The organism is uncultured Lactobacillus sp., assembly GCF_947367125.1.
In the GTDB taxonomy this organism is placed as follows: Bacteria; Bacillota; Bacilli; order Lactobacillales; family Lactobacillaceae; genus Lactobacillus.
On record NZ_CANBCQ010000049.1, the window covers coordinates 1 to 18,235 of the forward strand.

15 protein-coding genes and 1 pseudogene are annotated in these 18,235 nt (G+C 37.2%); 11 read left to right on the forward strand and 5 right to left on the reverse strand.

What is annotated here, in order from left to right:
• Window positions 1-61 precede the first annotated feature (61 nt).
• Window positions 62-214: a glycoside hydrolase family 43 C-terminal domain-containing protein gene (locus Q0Y84_RS12345; RefSeq protein WP_366791895.1), complete on the reverse strand. Its 153-nt coding sequence runs from the start codon at window positions 212-214 to the stop codon at window positions 62-64.
• A 60-nt stretch (window positions 215-274) separates the two neighbouring features.
• The gene (locus tag Q0Y84_RS11215) at window positions 275-562 is read right to left on the reverse strand and encodes a hypothetical protein (protein WP_297953702.1); all 288 of its coding nucleotides are present in this window, start codon (window positions 560-562) and stop codon (window positions 275-277) included.
• Window positions 563-593: 31 nt separating this feature from the next.
• Here Q0Y84_RS11215 and Q0Y84_RS11220 point away from each other — a divergent pair.
• From Q0Y84_RS11220 to Q0Y84_RS11235, 4 genes and pseudogenes are all read left to right on the forward strand, one after another.
• Window positions 594-1,043 (forward strand): annotated as a pseudogene (locus Q0Y84_RS11220) (aldo/keto reductase); the annotation flags it as partial.
• A gap of 61 nt (window positions 1,044-1,104) precedes the next feature.
• Window positions 1,105-1,488, forward strand: a complete 384-nt coding sequence (locus tag Q0Y84_RS11225; RefSeq protein ID WP_297953705.1) for a hypothetical protein — start codon at window positions 1,105-1,107, stop codon at window positions 1,486-1,488.
• Window positions 1,489-1,630: 142 nt separating this feature from the next.
• A complete protein-coding gene (locus Q0Y84_RS11230; protein WP_297953708.1) occupies window positions 1,631-1,783 on the forward strand; it encodes a hypothetical protein in 153 nt (50 codons plus the stop codon).
• Between the two features lie 220 nt (window positions 1,784-2,003).
• On the forward strand, window positions 2,004-2,150 hold the full coding sequence (locus Q0Y84_RS11235; RefSeq protein WP_297953711.1) for a hypothetical protein: 147 nt from the start codon (window positions 2,004-2,006) through the stop codon (window positions 2,148-2,150).
• A 249-nt stretch (window positions 2,151-2,399) separates the two neighbouring features.
• Here the strand turns inward: Q0Y84_RS11235 and galE are convergent, their stop codons facing one another.
• The 3 genes from galE to Q0Y84_RS11250 form a co-directional block, all read right to left on the reverse strand.
• Window positions 2,400-3,392 (reverse strand): UDP-glucose 4-epimerase GalE, encoded by a 993-nt coding sequence (gene galE / locus Q0Y84_RS11240; protein WP_297953714.1) that lies wholly within the window; start codon window positions 3,390-3,392, stop codon window positions 2,400-2,402.
• A 104-nt stretch (window positions 3,393-3,496) separates the two neighbouring features.
• Window positions 3,497-4,450 (reverse strand): beta-galactosidase small subunit, encoded by a 954-nt coding sequence (locus Q0Y84_RS11245; protein ID WP_297953716.1) that lies wholly within the window; start codon window positions 4,448-4,450, stop codon window positions 3,497-3,499.
• Window positions 4,434-6,314 (reverse strand): glycoside hydrolase family 2 TIM barrel-domain containing protein, encoded by a 1,881-nt coding sequence (locus Q0Y84_RS11250; protein ID WP_297953719.1) that lies wholly within the window; start codon window positions 6,312-6,314, stop codon window positions 4,434-4,436. The genes Q0Y84_RS11245 and Q0Y84_RS11250 overlap by 17 nt, the downstream gene beginning before the upstream one ends.
• 226 nt (window positions 6,315-6,540) lie before the next feature.
• Between Q0Y84_RS11250 and Q0Y84_RS11255 the strand changes: the two genes are divergently transcribed.
• The 7 genes from Q0Y84_RS11255 to Q0Y84_RS11285 form a co-directional block, all read left to right on the forward strand.
• Window positions 6,541-7,560 (forward strand): LacI family DNA-binding transcriptional regulator, encoded by a 1,020-nt coding sequence (locus Q0Y84_RS11255; RefSeq protein ID WP_297953723.1) that lies wholly within the window; start codon window positions 6,541-6,543, stop codon window positions 7,558-7,560.
• 173 nt (window positions 7,561-7,733) lie between these two features.
• Entirely contained in the window at window positions 7,734-9,653 is a 1,920-nt protein-coding gene (locus Q0Y84_RS11260; RefSeq protein WP_297953726.1) for a glycoside-pentoside-hexuronide (GPH):cation symporter, read from the forward strand.
• 10 nt (window positions 9,654-9,663) lie between these two features.
• Window positions 9,664-11,670 carry a beta-galactosidase gene (locus Q0Y84_RS11265; RefSeq protein ID WP_297953729.1) on the forward strand — a complete coding sequence of 669 codons (2,007 nt, stop codon included), beginning with the start codon at window positions 9,664-9,666 and terminating at the stop codon, window positions 11,668-11,670.
• A 286-nt stretch (window positions 11,671-11,956) separates the two neighbouring features.
• A complete protein-coding gene (locus Q0Y84_RS11270) occupies window positions 11,957-13,120 on the forward strand; it encodes a galactokinase (RefSeq protein ID WP_297953732.1) in 1,164 nt (387 codons plus the stop codon).
• Between the two features lie 14 nt (window positions 13,121-13,134).
• The gene (locus Q0Y84_RS11275) at window positions 13,135-14,604 is read left to right on the forward strand and encodes a UDP-glucose--hexose-1-phosphate uridylyltransferase (RefSeq protein WP_297953735.1); all 1,470 of its coding nucleotides are present in this window, start codon (window positions 13,135-13,137) and stop codon (window positions 14,602-14,604) included.
• 126 nt (window positions 14,605-14,730) lie between these two features.
• Entirely contained in the window at window positions 14,731-15,726 is a 996-nt protein-coding gene (locus Q0Y84_RS11280) for an aldose epimerase family protein (protein ID WP_297953738.1), read from the forward strand.
• A 269-nt stretch (window positions 15,727-15,995) separates the two neighbouring features.
• Window positions 15,996-18,235: YSIRK-type signal peptide-containing protein (locus tag Q0Y84_RS11285; RefSeq protein ID WP_297953741.1), on the forward strand; the 2,240-nt coding region annotated here is incomplete at its 3' end.

Consider the following 18,235-nt stretch of genomic DNA (forward strand, 5'->3'; position numbering starts at 1 on the left):
GGAACTCCTTTTTCTAATGTTTAAAGAAATAAATTTAAGGAATCATTCATCCTTACACAAACTATTTTACAGTCTCCCATGTACTGTTAATTCCACCTGAAGTTCTATTGTTTTTTTCTAATTTAATTGAAGATTTAGCAATAGGAGTACTTGATGTGGCTCTACCATTATTTACGAATTCATATTGACCAGGTATTTGTTTAATGATATCCAAAATATTCTTTGATGTGATCTTTTCTTCTTTACCTGTATCTTCAAAAGGAAGCGGAATAGGTCACCCAATATTGGTCATAATCATCTGTTTTACACGTAGTTCATGATATTCAGAACCGTTATTGAAACGAGCGTGATTAACTAAAAAACAGTTTCCATTTTTATCAATAAAAGCAGAATTATGTCCAGGTGACATATAAGCATAAGGTAAGCAACTAAAATTGTAATTTCCTTCCAATTTTATACCATATTTCTGATTAGATTGTTTAGTAGCATCATTTGTTTCCCATTTAGTATAGATAGGATGTTGTTCTAGATCTAAATAAGCACATATTATATCTGCCTTCACGCGTTAAACCACCATAGGTGATAAATAGATAGGCAGTGTTGATGCCTTTGAAAATCAAAAAGCGATTATTCATCAAGCTTTTGATTTAGCCAATAATTATGGTCCAATTCCTGGTAGTGCCGAAGAAAACTTGGGTCGGATTATGGCTACTGATATGAAGCCTTATCGGGATGAGATGATAATTAGTAGTAAGGCAGGCTATCATATGTGGGAGAGCCCTTATGGAGAATGGGGTTCAAGAAAATCGATTATTGCTAGTGCTGATCAAAGTTTGGAACGTTTGAGATTGGGTTATGTTGATATTTTTTATTCTCATCGTCCAGATCCTAATACACCTCTTGAAGAAACTGCTGAAGCATTAGATCAATTGGTTAAAGAAGGAAAAGCTTTATATATTGGTATTTCAAATTATGATGCTCAACAAACCGAAGAAATAATAAAGATTTTTAAGGATTTAAGAACATCATTCATCATTCACCAGCAATTATGACTAAATATGTATTTTTATATTTTAAGGGTATTATTTAATTGGAACTGATCTATTGATCTATCATCGGGGAAGGTGGGCAAATTCAAATGCAACAACTGATGGTAGCAAATCATTGATTATTTGGAAAAGTGAAGATTTAGTAAATTGGTCTGTCCCTTGGCTGACAAGAGTGATTCCTGATAATGTAGGGATGGCTTGGGCACCAGAAGCTATTTGGGATGCGAAGAATCATAACTATTTTGTCTATTGGGCTTCGAACTTACTTAATGAGCAAAAAAATACCATGATTTTAAGTTCTCATACTACTGACTGTAAACAATTTTCAAAATATTTAAACGAAATAATCAAGATATTATTGATACGACAATTGTTTGGGATGGTCAAGAATATGTTCGAGCTTCACGAGATGACAAGATTAAAATTGAAAAAGCTTTAGATTTAAATGGTCCATGGCAAAAAGTAATATGTCTGCAAGGTCTTGATTTAGGAATTAAAGGAGATATTGTTGAAGGGCCTATTTAGGAAATTTACATCGTTGGTGTTTATACGTTGATCAATTTAGTACAAGAGGCGGTTATTTGCCAATTTTAACTACAGATATTATTTCGACCAATCCTGATGATTGGTGTATTGCACCAGATTATGATTTTGGAAAAATAAAGAAACGTCATGGGTCCATTCAACCGATTTCAGATGAAAAGTATCATGAGTTGTTAGAGAAATTTAGTTAATATAAAATGTTAAATAAATACAGCTTCTATTTATTAAAAAGTCATATGAAGTATTATGTAGCTTGCAGATAAGGAGGAGTTAAATGCCCCTCGGAAATTAGGGAAAAGCAATTTCATAACCAATTAGCTGAAGCTACTAGTGATCTAATTGCTAAGCGGTTAAACATTTATCCTAAACAGGCTTTAAATTTTTTTCCAATCACGAATCTATCAGGATTTAATGGCTTCAGAAGATGAATTTGATCAAATGATGCCCGCTGATTTGTTTGATTTGTGGCAAAATGAGCGCTTGTTTGGCATACCAGTTAGTTCTTCCGATATTGATAATGGATTGTTAAAGGATAAAAGATATAAATTAATGAGATGAATAAACTTAATTAGTAATAATTTCTCTCCCCTAAATAAAATTAAGTTAAAAAATCCCCGAAGGCTATTGTACTTTCGGGGATTTTTTACTACACTAGCAAATAAAGTGTAGTAAAATAAGTAAAAATACAAACAAAAATACCGCTAGTTCAATCAACCAGCGGTATTTTTTAGATAATAGATGTAGAAAATAGTTTGAAAAACGATTAGTTTCTGATAGAAATTTCCTTAATAATATTTCTTAATTAATTTACTTATCTTCGTAACCCTTTGGGTGGCTCTTGTGCCAGTTCCAAGCAGTTGCGATAACATCATCTACGTTTTCGTGCTTTGGCTTCCAACCAAGAACTGTACGAGCCTTGGTTGAGTCAGCAACAAGTGAGTCAGGGTCGCCGCCACGGCGTGGACCCATTGTGTAAGGGATGTCAATGCCGGTAACTTTCTTAGCACTTTCCAAAATTTCAAGGTTTGAGTAGCCATGTGCAGTACCCAAGTTGAAGACATCTGACTTATTAGTCTTCATCATATGCTTCAATGCTAAAATGTGAGCATCGATCAAGTCTTCTACTTGAACATAGTCACGGACATTAGTACCGTCTTTAGTATTGTAATCATCACCAAAAATAGTAAATTTACCATCACCAGAAATAGCACTCTTCAAAATGTTTGGAATCAAGTGAGTTTCTGGCGCATGGTCTTCACCAATGGTACCATCGCTTGAAGCACCGGCTACGTTGAAGTAACGTAAGGCAGTGTACTTAATGCCATCAGCCTTGTCAGCCCAAGCCATGATCTTTTCCATCATCATCTTGGTTTCACCGTATGGGTTGATTGGGTTAAGTGGGGTATCTTCAGTGATTGGCAACTTCTTAGGAATACCGTAAGTTGCGGCAGAACTAGAGAAGACTAAGTACTTAACGCCGGCATCATTCATTGCTTGTAATAATGAAATCATGCCAGTAACGTTGTTATCATAGTATTTAAGTGGCTTTTTAACTGATTCAGGTACCAATGAGTAAGCGGCAAAGTGCATCACGGCATCAATCTTTTCATCCCGTAAGATCTTGCTTACTAAGAAGGTATCTTCAATATCGCCTTGGTAAAACTTAGCCTTGGGATCAACAGCCTTTCTGTGACCAGTATACAAGGCATCTAAAACAACGACGTCATTTCCTTCTTTAACTAATTCGCGTACGGCGTGTGAACCGATATAGCCCGCACCACCGACAACTAAAACTTTCATATTTTATACTCCTTTAATATTAGTTATTATCTTTTATTGAAATCGATTACATTATAGCACATATTTTAGTAAATAATTTACTGATTTAAATAAAATATTTAAAACTAAAGCAATCTAAATGAAAATTCGCAATCTTGACTAGGGTCAATTTGATATTGATCTTCAACATCGCTGCCCCAGCTATCAATCCCGCCAACGCCGCGCACAGCTCCAGCAATTACTAACACTGTTCTACGAGCTAAAGGAAGTTCCTCAATGTGCGTGGCATTTTCTAGTTCTTCGGCAGTATAAGGCAAACAACTAAAATTGAATGGTTGACCTGTTTGTTCAACTGTAAGATTGAAGTCTTCATTAGAATTGTCAGCATTATTGAGTGTAGTATTTCTAGTGATTGTGAGCCGCTTAGTTTGCATATGCATCCCATTTTCTTGCGGTACTAGATACTTAGTTACTGGCAAGCCCTTAATTTTAAAAGTACCAGCACTGGCTCCAGCCATCCGGTCAGGATAAGTTTCACCGGATAAACCATCATATTCAAAACCACTAGCTAGAGTAGGCATAATGAAACGCATTCCAATTACTGGTAGCGGCGGCAAATCTTTTTTACCATAATAATGCATTTTAATTGTAACATGACCATTATTATCAATTTGGTAAGTAATTTCAACTTTTGTTTGAGGGGTAGTCAAAGTTTCATAAATAAACGTGATTTCGACTTGGTGAGCAAACTCATGATTTGAGAATTGGTTGTTAATCGGGGCAACTGGCAATTCGGTAAAGCGATGTTGGTCAACTTTGAGCTGAATTTTAGTGCAGTGTGTAAACATATCGGCACCGAGCCATTGAGCTGCCTTTAAATTAAAGCTGCTGCCACGATCGTTATCGGTAGTTGCCCGCCAAAAAGTGGGTGTAGGAACGCGGTAGAGCCATTCTTTGCCGCGAATTTTTAAAGATTCTAAACCGCCTCGTTCATAGCTAAAAATGTACTGCTTATCTTGAGTATTAACGCCTAAAGTTGCGTCACCATAGATCACTTGCAAGTTATTTGTGTAAGCCATAGTAGTATTTAACCTCCTGCATTGCTGGTTTTGGCGTCCGATCGGCAAACATTAAGCCGTCGCCTGAAAATTCATAATCGGAATGACGATCATCGAAGTCGCCGCCATAACGTAAAACATCTTGCCCGCTAATTAGGTCGTGGACTAATAGGGCTTGATCGATAAAATCCCAAATAAAGCCACCTAAGTATTGCGGATATTGGTCCAGCAATTTAATGTATGAGCCCATACCACCATCAGAATTACCCATGTCATGCATGTATTCACATTCCACAAATGGCTTTTGCGGCTTGTCTTTAAGGTATGCTTCCACATCTTTTGGTGGCAAATACATCCAGCTTTCAAGATCAGAAATTTGCTCCTTTAATTCTGGGGTATGAACTACGCCCTCGTAGTGAGTTAAGCGACTATGATCATGTGATTTGTAAAATTTGTTCATCGCTGCAATATTTTTACCAGCATATGATTCATTGCCAAGTGACCAGAAAAGAATCGCGGTATGGTTTTTAAAAGTTTCATAATTGCTGCGGGCACGATCAATTACAGCTTCACGCCATTCAGGAATTGAACCAGGAACATTATCTGAAGGCTCGATTTGTCCCATCTTTTGCCAGGTGCCATGAGATTCCAAATTGTTTTCAGCCATAACATAAATTCCATTTTGATCACAAAGATAATACCACGGAATTTGGTTAGGATAATGGCAAGTGCGCACAGCATTAATATTGTTTTCCTTAAAGGTATTAATATCTTGCTTCATATCGGTTAAGGTAATGGCACGTCCGCGCTTCATATCCCATTCATGGCGGTTAACCCCGTTGATAATTAGGCGGTGTCCATTTAATAAAACGACCTTATCAGCATTAATTTCGACTTTTCTAAAACCAAATTGGTAAGGAATTAATTCAAGCAAGTCACCATTTTCGGCGTGAACTTCAATAATTAATTGATATAAATATGGGTCATGATTATCCCAAAGATGCACATTTTTCAAAAGTTCATTTTCAATTTTAACGGTTGAAGCAAGTTTTACTTTTTGCTTGAGCAGTGTTTTGCCATTAATATCTTCGACAAATAAGTGAACTGAACCAACGTTTTTGCCTGTAAAATGCAATTGAGCGTTAAAGATCCCATCTTGGTAATTATCGGTAACTTCTGGCTTTAAATCTAAGTCTACTAGATGAGTCTCAGGTAATCCTAATAACTCAACCGAACGGAAAATGCCAGAGAAGCGGAACATATCTTGGTCTTCTAAGAAAGAAGCTGTGCTATGTTTGAAAACTTCAACTGCTAAAATATTATTTTTGTCTTTAATATAAGGCGTTAGATCAAATTCCGAAGGAGTGAAACTATCTTCGGCATAACCGACAAAATGGCCGTTGAGCCAAACGTACATTGCTCGCTCGACTCCTTCAAAAACAATGTGAACATTGCGGCCTTGTAAAGCAGGATTTAAATCAAAATGCTTAATGTAAGAGCCAACAGTGTTGTCTTTTGCTTGGCTAAAAGAACCAGCTACTTTTTGCTTAAGGCTGTAGGTAGGACGCCGGTAGATTTTTCCTTCCCAAGGGAAAAGAGTATTAATATATTGATTCTGAGCGTAATTGTTTAATTCAATTTCGCTAGGAACTGGAATTTGATCAAATGATGATGAGTCAAAATCTGTTTTGAAAAAATCAACTGGGCGAGTTTGCGGATTGGGTGAAAAGTTAAAGCGCCAGTTGCCATTTAAACTTTGAACAAAACTACTAGTTTGCTTTTGCCACTCGCGATAATTCTTAAAGTAGGGATGATCGCTGTGGGCAGGAACTTGATTAACACGGAAAACTTCGGGATCATCAAGCCAGCTAAGATTTGCTTTCATGCGAATACCTGATTTCTATAAAAAAACTAATAATGAGAACACTTACATTATATCACTAAATAAATAATTTACTTATTAAATAAAATATTTACTAGAAATCATTTTAAAAATTGGTCTTTTTGATTTCGGCGCAGTTAGAAAAAGTGATAATAATATTTATTGGAATTGCGTAAATATTTTGTATAATAAAGTTAAAAATTATTTGTAAGATAGAAAAGAAATAAACATGACAACAATTAAGGAAATAGCGCAGGAGGCGGGCTATTCATCGGCTACCGTTTCGCGCTTATTGAATAATGATCCTAATTTATCAATTACTGCTGATACTAAAAATAAAATTTTAGAGATTGCTAATAAATTAGGCTATTGGAAAGACCATCAGGAAAAGAGAATTCGGCCTACGATTGCGCTTTTGTACCGAGTAAATCATGAGGAGCAATTGCAGGATGAATACTTTACTTCATTAAAACAAGCGCTAATTTCAACTGTTGAAGCAGAATCACTACAAATGAAGACTTTTTATGATGCGGAAGATTTAATTAAACATGCTTCACTTTTTCAAGGCTTTATCGGCGTAGGCGCAGCACCGATTGAGAATGCTACTTTAAAAAAATTGCATGAAGTTTTGCCTAATGGCGTTTTTGTTGATACCAATCCAGCACCAGAATTATTTGATTCGATTAGGCCAAATTTAGCTTTAACCGTAAAAAACGCAGTTGATTTATTTATTGAAAAAGGCTATCAACGAATTGGCTTTATTGGTGGAGTGGGTCCTAAGCATGATCATATTCAAGAAAGCGATCTGCGGGCAACTACTTTTGCGGAATATCTTAAAGTCAGAGGAATGGATACTAGCTTAATGTTTGTCAGCGGTCCATTCGGCGTGGATAATGGCTATCGCTTAGGCAAAGAGGCACTTGCTAAATGCAAAGGCAATCTGCCTGATGCATTTTTAATTGCTTCTGATACTTTGGCAGTGGGCGTATTGCAGGCATTTAACGAAGAAAATATTAATGTTCCAAAAGACACGGCAATTTTGAGTATCAATAATAGTAATGTAGTTAAATATGTGTCACCGCCGCTTTCTTCTTATAACATTAATCAACAAGAAATGATTGATATGGCGCTAAATATGCTAACCAATTTGATTATTCAACCTAATCGGGCCCATATTGATGTAAATATGAATACCGAATTAGTCGTGCGGAAGAGTTTTGTCCCTAAAGGTAAAGCTTTTAGTAAATAAAAATATTTTTTAGTAATGAATTAAAAAGAGAATGCTAAGATAAAGCATTCTCTTTTTATAATGTCCTAGTAAATTATTTAGTAAATAAAAATAAAATATTTACTTAAATTGGAATAAGCATATACTTAGTTATGTAAACGATTACAAATAAAAACTGCTTTAGGGGGCAAATTATGAAACATAGTGGTAACTCAGGAAAACAAATCCTTTCCTATGCATCATTTTGTTTGGGTAACTTAGGTCACTCAGCATTTTATGGTGTGATGAGCACATATTTTATTATTTTTATTACTAGTGGGATGTTCAACGGACTAAATCAGTCCGTGGCCGATCGTTTGATTGGCTTGATCACTGGTTTAATGGTGGTGATCAGAATTGCGGAACTAGTCATTGATCCAATTTTAGGTAATATTGTTGATAATACCAAAACTAGATGGGGTAAATTTAAGCCTTGGATTTTAATTGGTACGGTGGTTAGTGCAGTATTACTGCTAGTATTATTTACCGGAATTTTTGGTTTAGCTCAAAAGAGCTGGGTGCTCTTTGCCATTTTATTCGTCCTGATTTACATCGGCTTTGATATCTTTTATTCTTTGTCAGATGTTTCTTACTGGGGCATGGTACCAGCTTTAAGTGAAGATTCACATGCGCGTGGTATTTATACTTCTTTAGGTGCTTTTTCAGGTACGATTGGTTGGAATGGTTTAACCATTATCGTGGTGCCATTAGTTACTGCTGTAACTTATACAGTCACGGGCAAGCATGAAGAAGGGACACCTGGTTGGTTTGCTTTTGCAGCGGTAATTTCAGTTTTAGCGATTATTTGTGCCTTGATTGTTTGCTTTGGTACAAAAGAAAAGCACAATATTATTAGAAACTCTGCTAAGCAAAAGACTACTTTGCGTCAAGTATTCGGAGCAATTTTCCATAATGATCAAATTTTATGGCCAAGTTTAGCTTATTTGCTTTACTCACTTGCTTATGTAATTACTAATGGTGTTTTGTTCTACATGTATAAATTCATCATTGGCAAGCCAAACGACTTCTGGGTTGTTGGGGTAATTGCAACAATTATTGGCTTCTGTATTAGTCCAAGTTTCCCAATTTTAAATAAATATATCCCAAGAAAATGGTTGTTCATTGCTGGTCAAACTTGCATGGTTTTAGCCTATCTTTTATTCATTTTTGGCCGTGACAATGTAGTTTTAATGGACTTAGGCTTAGTATTATTAAATATTAACTTTGCCCAATTAGTTACAGTTTTAACCTTAACTGATGCAATTGAATATGGTCAGCTTAAGAATGGCCAAAGAAATGAAGCCGTAGTCTTAGCTGTACGGCCAATGATTGATAAATTTACTGGAGCAGTATCTAATGCCTTAGTTGGTTATGTCGCAATCGCTGCTGGGATGACTGGTTCAGCTACTGCAGCTGATATGACCAGCAAAGATATCAATACCTTTAACATGATGGCCTTGTACATTCCATTGGCTTTAGCTGTTTTATCAATTATTGTCTTTTTGACTAAAGTAACCTTGTCTGAAAAGAAACATGCAGAAGTAGTTGAAGAATTGAAGAACCAATTAGCTGAAGGCAAGATTGAAGCAAGTGGTAATGCTCAAGCAAATCGGCCACAAGATCAAACGATTTATGCACCAGCTGATGGTCAATTAATGCAAATGTCAGCGGTAACTGATGAAGATGGCAAGCCATTCCCAGGAAAAGGCTTTGCAATTGAACCTGCTAGCGGCAATATTTATGCACCATTTGATGGGGTAGTTAAGTACACCTTTGGTACCAAGCATGCCTTTGAAATTGTTTCAAATAATGGCTTACAAGTAGTAGTTCATGTTGGTTTAGGTACGGTTAACTTACGGGGGGAAGGTTTTGAAACCTACTATGATGATGGTCAAACGGTTAAAAAGGGCGATTTACTATTAGATTTTGATCGTGACTTAGCTCTTAAAAATGGTTATCAAGATACAATTATTACCTTCTATACACAACCAGGACGAATTAAGAAGGTTAGCCCAATTGCTGCTGGATCAACAGTTAAACATGGTGAAAAAGTAATAGATGTTCAATTTAAGTAGAGGAATAAAAATGACTAAAGAATTAACACGTTTTTTATATGGCGGTGACTATAACCCCGATCAATGGTCTGAAGATACTTGGAAGCAAGATATTAAGGTCTTTAAACAAGCAAATATAAATTCCGCAACCATCAATGTTTTTTCTTGGAGCTTACTGGAGCCTGAAGAAGGCAAGTATGATTTTGCAAAATTGGATAAAATTGTGCAGGAACTATCAGATGCAGATTTTGACATTGTAATGGCCACATCAACAGCGGCCATGCCGGCTTGGATGTTTAAAAAGTATCCGGATGTTGCCCGCGTTGATTATCAAGGCAGGCGCCACGTTTTTGGTCAGCGGCATAACTTTTGCCCGAATAGCAAGAATTATCAAAGATTAGCTAGCCAATTAGTTGAAAAATTAGTGCAAAGATACGGCGATAACCCTCATCTTGCAGTCTGGCATGTGAATAATGAATATGGTGGTAATTGCTACTGTGAGAATTGTCAAAATGCTTTTCGGACTTGGCTGAAAGACAAGTATCAGACTTTAGACAACTTGAATCGGGCTTGGAATATGAATGTGTGGAGTCATACGATTCACAATTGGGATGAAATTGTTGTGCCAAACGAACTGGGGGATGCCTGGGGTCCTGAAGGTAGCGAGACGATTGTGGCCGGCTTATCAATTGACTACTTGTGTTTCCAATCTGAAAGCATGCAAAAACTTTTCCGCATGGAGAAGGCGATTATTAAAAAATATGACCCAGAAGCACTAGTGACGACTAACTTCCATAGTTTACCGAATAAGATGATTGATTATCAAAAGTGGGCTCAAGATCAAGACATCATTTCTTATGATTCTTATCCAACTTATGATGCGCCAAAGTACTTGCCAGCTTTTCTTTATGATTTGATGCGTAGTCTAAAAAAGCAGCCGTTCATGTTAATGGAATCGGCACCTTCGCAGGTTAACTGGCAGCCATATAGTCCCTTGAAGCGGCCAGGTCAGATGGCGGCTACGGAATTGCAAGCAGTCGCTCACGGGGCAGATACCGTACAGTTTTTCCAATTAAAACAAGCAGTAGGTGGCTCCGAAAAATTCCATAGTGCAGTAATTGCGCACTCGCAAAGAACTGACACACGAGTCTTTCATGAATTAACTGACTTAGGGCAAAAGTTAAAGCAGGCGGGATCGACCATTCTCGGCTCAGAGACTAAGGCTAAAGTTGCTATTATTTTTGACTGGAGCAATTTCTGGTCTTATGAATATGTCGATGGCATTAGCCAAGACCTGCATTACGTTGACTCAATTCTTGATTATTATCGCCAGTTTTATGAACGAAATATTCCAACTGATGTAATTAGCGTTGATGATGACTTCAGTCAATATGACTTAGTAGTTGCCCCGGTTTTATACATGGTGAAAACTGGCTTGGCTGACAAGATCAATGCTTATGTTAAAAATGGTGGTGATTTCGTTACCAGCTACATGTCGGGCATGGTTAATGAAAGCGACAATGTTTATCTGGGCGGCTATCCTGGTCCGCTGAAGGATGTTACTGGCATTTGGGTTGAAGAAAGCGACGCAGTAGTGCCAGGTCACAAGACTTATGTTTCGTTAAAGGATCAGAGTTATGAAGCTGGCTTAGTCTGCGACTTGATTCACCCTGAAACTGCTAAAGTGTTGGCGAAATATGCTAATGAATTTTATCAAGGCACTGCCGCCATTACTGAAAATCAATATGGTCAAGGTAAAGCTTGGTATGTTGGTACTAAACTGGATCATGTTGGTTTAACTCAATTGTTCAATCATATTGTCTTGACTGCTGACATTGAATCGTTAGTGGCCGCTGGCAATCAGCTTGAAGTAACGAAGCGAATTACTAAAGATGGCAAGGAATTATACTTCGTTTTGAATATGAGTAATGATGAACGTGAATTGCCAGAAAAATTTGCTGGGTATCAGGATATTTTGACTAATCAGCCAGCTCATAAACAAATGAAGGCTTGGGATGTGCAAGTGTTGGTTAAATAATTAGAATTAAAAGAGCATCATTCAACAGAGAAATTGTTAAATGATGCTTTTTTGTAATTATGTTAAAAAATAAGTTCACGTTTACATACGAACTCATCATGGTCGGTTTATTCCTATATTTATTATATTTGAATAGTAGTTATAGGACAATAAAAGTATTTCTAGGAAAATAAAGTTAGATTTTAAATAAATATTTTATTTATTTAAGTAAACCATTTACTAAAAGAAACTGAAGAGATATACTAATAATTGAAAACGATTACAGAACGAATTTGAGGTAAAAACAATGAATAAAGAAGAATTGCTTAAAGAATATGAAACAACTTTTGGTGAAAAGGGCAAGGACGTCTTCTTTTCACCTGGCCGAATTAACGTAATTGGTGAACACACTGACTACAACGGTGGTCACGTTTTCCCAGCTGCCATTAGTTTGGGTGTTTATGGCATTTATGGTCCAAGAGAAGATAAGAAGGTCCGTCTTTTCTCAGGCAATGTAGACGGCGATATTGTTGAATTTAACATTGATGACACCACTGTTGAAAAAGATGACCGCTTCTGGACAAATTACTTCAAGGGTATGATCGCTTATTTACGTGAAAAGTACGACAACATCGATCATGGTTTTAACCTTTACATCAAGGCTAACTTGCCATCAGGTTCAGGCTTATCATCAAGTGCTGCAATCGAGATGCTAATGGGCATCATCTTGAAGGATGAATTTGACCTAGATGTTGACCGCATTGCTTTAGCCAAGATGGGCCAAAGAACAGAAAATGAATTTGTGGGTTTAAACTCAGGAATCATGGACCAATTTGCCTGTATTATGGGTAAAAAAGATAGTGCCATTTTTCTTGATTGCAATAGCTTAGACTATGAATATTTGCCACTTGCTTTAGGTGACTATGAAATTATCATTATGGCTACCAACAAGGAACATACTTTAACTGACTCCGCTTATAACAATCGTGTACGTGAATGTCATAATGCTTTAGAAAAATTACAAAAGCAATTGGATATTAAGTCCTTAGGTGAACTTGATAATGATACTTTAGATGAATATTCCTACCTCATTAATGATGAAACTGAATTGAAGCGTGCGCGCCATGCCGTTAGCGAAAACCAAAGAACTTTGCGGGCAACTAAGGCTATGAAGGCGGGCGATTTGGCAAAATTAGGTCGTTTAATCAACGCTTCACATATTTCACTTCATTATGATTATGAAGTAACTGGCAAGGAATTGGATACTTTAGTAGAAACTTCTTGGAAACAACCTGGTGTATTAGGCGCTAGAATGATCGGTGGCGGCTTCGGCGGCAGTGCAATTGCGATTGTGAAGAAGTCTGAAGCAGAAAACTTTAAGCAAGAAGTTGGCAAGATCTACCGTGATGCAATCGGCTACGATGCTAGCTTCTATGATGCAGAAATTGTTGATGGAACTAAGAGAATTTAATAGGGGAAGTAAGCATGAAAGTTATTGAAAAATTTGCGGATGAAGTTATTAATAGTGGCGCTTATGAACCACTAGATCGTGTTTATGTGATCAATAAGATTCGCGCTTTAGTAGGTGATGAGGCTAGTAAAGCGGAAGCTAATGAACAACAAACTGCAGTTAAGCAATTGGTTAATTTAGCCGTCCAAAATAAAAAGATTCCTGATGATGTCACTTCACGTGAAGTCTTGAATGATCAATTATATGATTTGGCAACGCCAACGCCATCGAAGGTTAACGGCATCTTTTGGCAAAAAATGCAAAACTCAGCTGAAAAGGCTACTGATTGGTTCTACAAGCTTTGTGTGAACAATAATTATGTTAAAAAAGAAGCGATTGCCAAAAACGTCGTCTTCTCTGGCACTAGCTCTAAGGGACATGGCCTAGAAATTACGATTAACTTGTCTAAGCCTGAAAAGGACCCTAAGGCAATTGCAGCTGCTGCTCATGCTACAGGTAAAAAATATCCGCAATGTGCCCTTTGTCTGGAAAACGAAGGCTACCTTGGCGGTTATGGCAAAAACGCTAGAAGTAATTTGCGTATTATCCGCATGAATATCGGCGGTCGTCCATGGGGCTTTCAATATTCACCATATGCTTACTTCAACGAACACTGCATTTTCTTAGATCAAAAGCATATTCCAATGGTTATCAACCAGCAAACTTTGATTAATTTGGTTGAAATTGAAAAAACTTTGTCACATTACTTCGTTGGTTCAAATGCTGACTTGCCAATTGTTGGTGGTTCAATGCTAGCCCATGAACACTATCAAGGTGGCCGTCATACTTTCCCAATGATGAAGGCTAAAATTAAGAAGACAGTTGTCTTTGATGATTATCCTGAAGTTATGGCCGGAATTGTTGACTGGCCAATGAGCGATTTGCGCTTGATTAGTGATAATTCTTTGTCTTTGATCGACTTAGGTGCCAAGATCATTGACTTTTGGGATCATTATTCAGATTCTGCTCGTCAAATTAAGGCCTTCGATGGTAAAACGCGCCATCACACGGTAACTCCAATTATGCACCGCGAGGGCAAGAACTTCGTGCTTGACTTGGTTTTGCGCGATAACAATACTAGTGAAAATTATCCTTTAGGTATTTTCCACCCACACAAAGAATTGTGGCATATTAAGAAGGAAAATATTGGCTTAATTGAAGTAATGGGCCGCGCAATTTTGCCAGGGCGACTTAAGAGTGAACTTGAGGAAGTAAAGAAGTACTGGCTAGGTCAAGATAACCAAATGGCAGCCAGCCATCAGGAATGGGCTGATCAAATTAAGGCTGAAAATGAAATTACTAGCGCTAATATTGATGAAGTGATGGAGCAATCTTTAGTTGAAGTCTTCGAACAAGTCTTGCAAGATGCTGGCGTCTTTAAGAATAATGAAGATGGCGACCAAGGCTGGGACAAGTTTATCACTGCTTTAATTGAGAATATTTAGGATAAATTAGACAGAAAGCGAGATCTAATGGGTCTCGTTTTTTGTTAGCGGTAACTGATATATTCTGCTGCGAAAATAATTTATAATATTTGTGAAAGCGAATACAAAAAGAAAAAGGTAATAAAGATGAAGACAAGTTTTATTAAATATGGTCGCAAAGATAACAAGGATCTTTGCGAAATTACATTGGAAAACGATCAAGGCATGATCGTCAAGGTGCTTAATTATGGTGCAACTTTGGAAAAGGTTTTGCTTGATGGCGAAAATATGATTTTGTCATTGGACAAGCCTGAAGATTATGACCAGGAGCGTAATTACTTGGGTGGCACAGTAGGCCGGATTGCAGGTCGTGTGCGCCGCGGCATTTGGCGGCATGGTTTAGAAATGCATCAGTTGCCAATTAATGAAGGTGAAAACCACATTCATGGTGGCAGCGGCATCGATACCGAAGTGTGGGACTTTCAGCCAAGCTGCAATGACAAGGGCGCTCGTGTTGATTTGACCTTGTTTGATCCTAATGGTCACAACGATTATCCAGGTAATTTAAAGGTTCGTGTACGTTATGAGTTGGATAATGATAATACTTTGCATTATTCAATGAATGCAGTTAGCGATCAGTTGACTATTTTCAACCCGGTTAACCACACTTACTTTACCTTGGGTGAAAAAGAAACGATCAAGGATCTACAAATGCAAATGAATGCCGATTATTATTTGCCGGTTGATGCGACTGGTTTGCCTGCCCAAGGGATGGCTAAAGTTGCTGGGACAGCTTTTGATTTTAGAAAGATGAAGCGGGTTGGGGATGTCTTGGAAGCAGATGATCCGCAAATTAAGAACCGCGATGGCATGGATCATCCATTTATTTTGAATGGAAATCTGCCTAATGCCGTCTTAGCGTCATCTAAGCATAAGCTAACAGTGACGACTAATGCTCCTTCCTTGATTATTTATACGGGTAATGGTTTTGATCATACTGGTAAATATACTTCAAACTTTGGTCCATATTGCGGAATTACTTTTGAAGCGCAAGTGCCACCGGCAGAGGGTGACGATTTAGGCCGGATTACGCTTTTACCAGGTGAAGAATTTAAGCGGACCGTTGATTGGAAATTTGAATAGAAGATATTGAAGGAAACAGAATTCGCATTTTGAAATTCTGGTTTTTTTCATACTATCAAGTATAAATATTTTGAAAAAAAAAAACATGGACATTATAATAAATCTGTAGATTCATCTCGAAAATTATTCTAGAGAAAAAGTCACTTTTTCTCTAATTTGATGAGGTAATTAAGGCGAGTATACAAGTTAGGTAATGAGTAATAAAAAATAACAAACTGCTAGCATATTACATAAGTTGTATATGAGTCAGTAATTATGGAAGGAATTGTATGAGTAAGAATAATTTCCAAGAACGTTTAAGAAAAATGGAAGACACTAAACAGCGTTTTTCAATTAGAAAGTTTAGTATAGGTGCAGCTTCGGTCTTAATTGGACTGACTATTTTTGGCATGGGCAATGAAACTGTTCATGCGGCTGAACAGCCTGCTCAAAACCAAAATGGGGAAGTACAAACTTCTGCTGTAAATAAAGAAAGCGATGCTTCTGAAGCGAAACAAGAAAGTGTAACCTCTGAAGCAACTGAAAAGAAGCGAGAAGTTTCAGTTGATCAAAAGGCCAGTACAGCACAACTTGAAAATAAAGCACCAGTATCTGCTGTGAAGGAAGAACAGCCTGCTGATCCTACTCCAGCAGCGGGCAATGATAAGGCAGCATTAGCAACAACTACAACTCTTAATGTAGATGAAAGCAGTGTAGTTGGAGTAACTGAAAGTAAAGCTAAAGCAGCAGTTCAAGATGAAAATTCTATCACTGTAACAGATGCTAATGGCTTAATTGATGCAATTCAAAATGGAACCGCAACGACGATTAACATTGATAAGAATATTGATTTAGGTGAAAAGACTAGTAGCAACTACACCAATACCAATATTTCTAATAAACGTAACATCATAATTCAATCTGCTGATGGTAAGCACTATACTGTAGACTTTAACGGTTATGGCTTCAACATGTACAGTAACGATTATGGAGTTACTTTCAAAGACTTAGATTTATATGGTAGAAGTTATTTCGGTATTGTTAGAAGTGCTGGATCATATACTTTTGATAATGTTAACTACACCGGGTCACAATTAATTTATACTGATTCTGGATATAACACGACAGTTAACTTTGATGGTAATGTTACTGCTCATTCAGTGGGTTCATATACCAGTCCACTAAATAATAAGTCTCAATCCAGCCAGGGTGGTAATAATCAACAGGTAATCCAATTTGCTGCTGGAACGAACACAATTAACTTTAATTCTGGTAGTACTGTCACCTTAACCACTACTAACTCAAATGTTCTTGAAGTTGATGGGGGAAAAACAACAATCAACGTTAAGAATGGTGCCCAAGTTTCCTTAAATCCACATACTCAAAATGGCCCAGAACAAATTAATGGGATGAATATGGATGGGATTGCCCGTGGGATTGCATCAAAAGGTGATACAACTTTGAATATTGATCAAGGTGGTAACCTAGACATTAACTTGACAAAGAATACCGAAGATAAGTACCTTTCTAGTGCTCTTTACTTGAATTCTGGTGCAACGATTAACGTTAATGGTAATTTGAACATTAATTCTGATGGTACACCATATTACCGCTATCAAGGTTGGAATGATCCGGTTTACATCAACGGTAATGCTGCCATCAATGTTAATGGTGGTTCATTCAAGGTTAATGCTACTAACATGGGTGATTACAAGGGTTCAGTTGTTACTTCAAATGGAAATTCAACAATTGCTATCAGTCACCATGGTACCTTTGATGTAACTGGTGATGGTACCCAAGCTACTGGTGTATCACTTGGTAATGGTAGTACCTTTACTTCAACTCAGCCAAAACTATTCAACATTTCAATGCCAAATGGTGCCACTGCAATTAAGAACGGTAAAGTTCAATTTAAGGGTGTAAAGACCTCAGCTGATGGTCAACCAGTCGGTGAGATTGACATTACTTATGCTAGTGATGGTACTCCAACTGTTACTAAGGTAACTAGTTATGATGAAGCTACAACTACAGCAACTAGAACTGCTGTAAATAATGCTAAAAACAAGATTAACTTAGTTGCTGCTGGTGAAGAAGTTAACTTATCTAATGTAAGTTTTGTTAAAAATGCTGACGGCACATACACCATGAGTGGTAATGCAAATACTGCTGATAATAAGGGCGCATATGTTTATATTTCAGTAAATGGTCAAGTTCACCAAGTTGCTCCAACAGATTCACAAACTCTTTGGACAGCTGAAGCAACTGGGGATCCAACTTCTTTTCAAGTTCCTTACACTGCTGAAACAGGAGCAGATGGTAAATTTAGCGTTAACTTAGGTAAGTTGAACGATAGCGATCAAGTTTCAGTATATGGAGCTAAGGACTTTGTTCAGAGTGATACGGATAAGAAGACTGTTTCTGAATGGATGGCTGCTTATAATGAAGCACTTCAAAAAGCACAAAGCGATGCCAACGCTGCCATCGAAGAAGCTGCAACCAAGAAGAAGCAAGAAATTACTGATGCATTGAA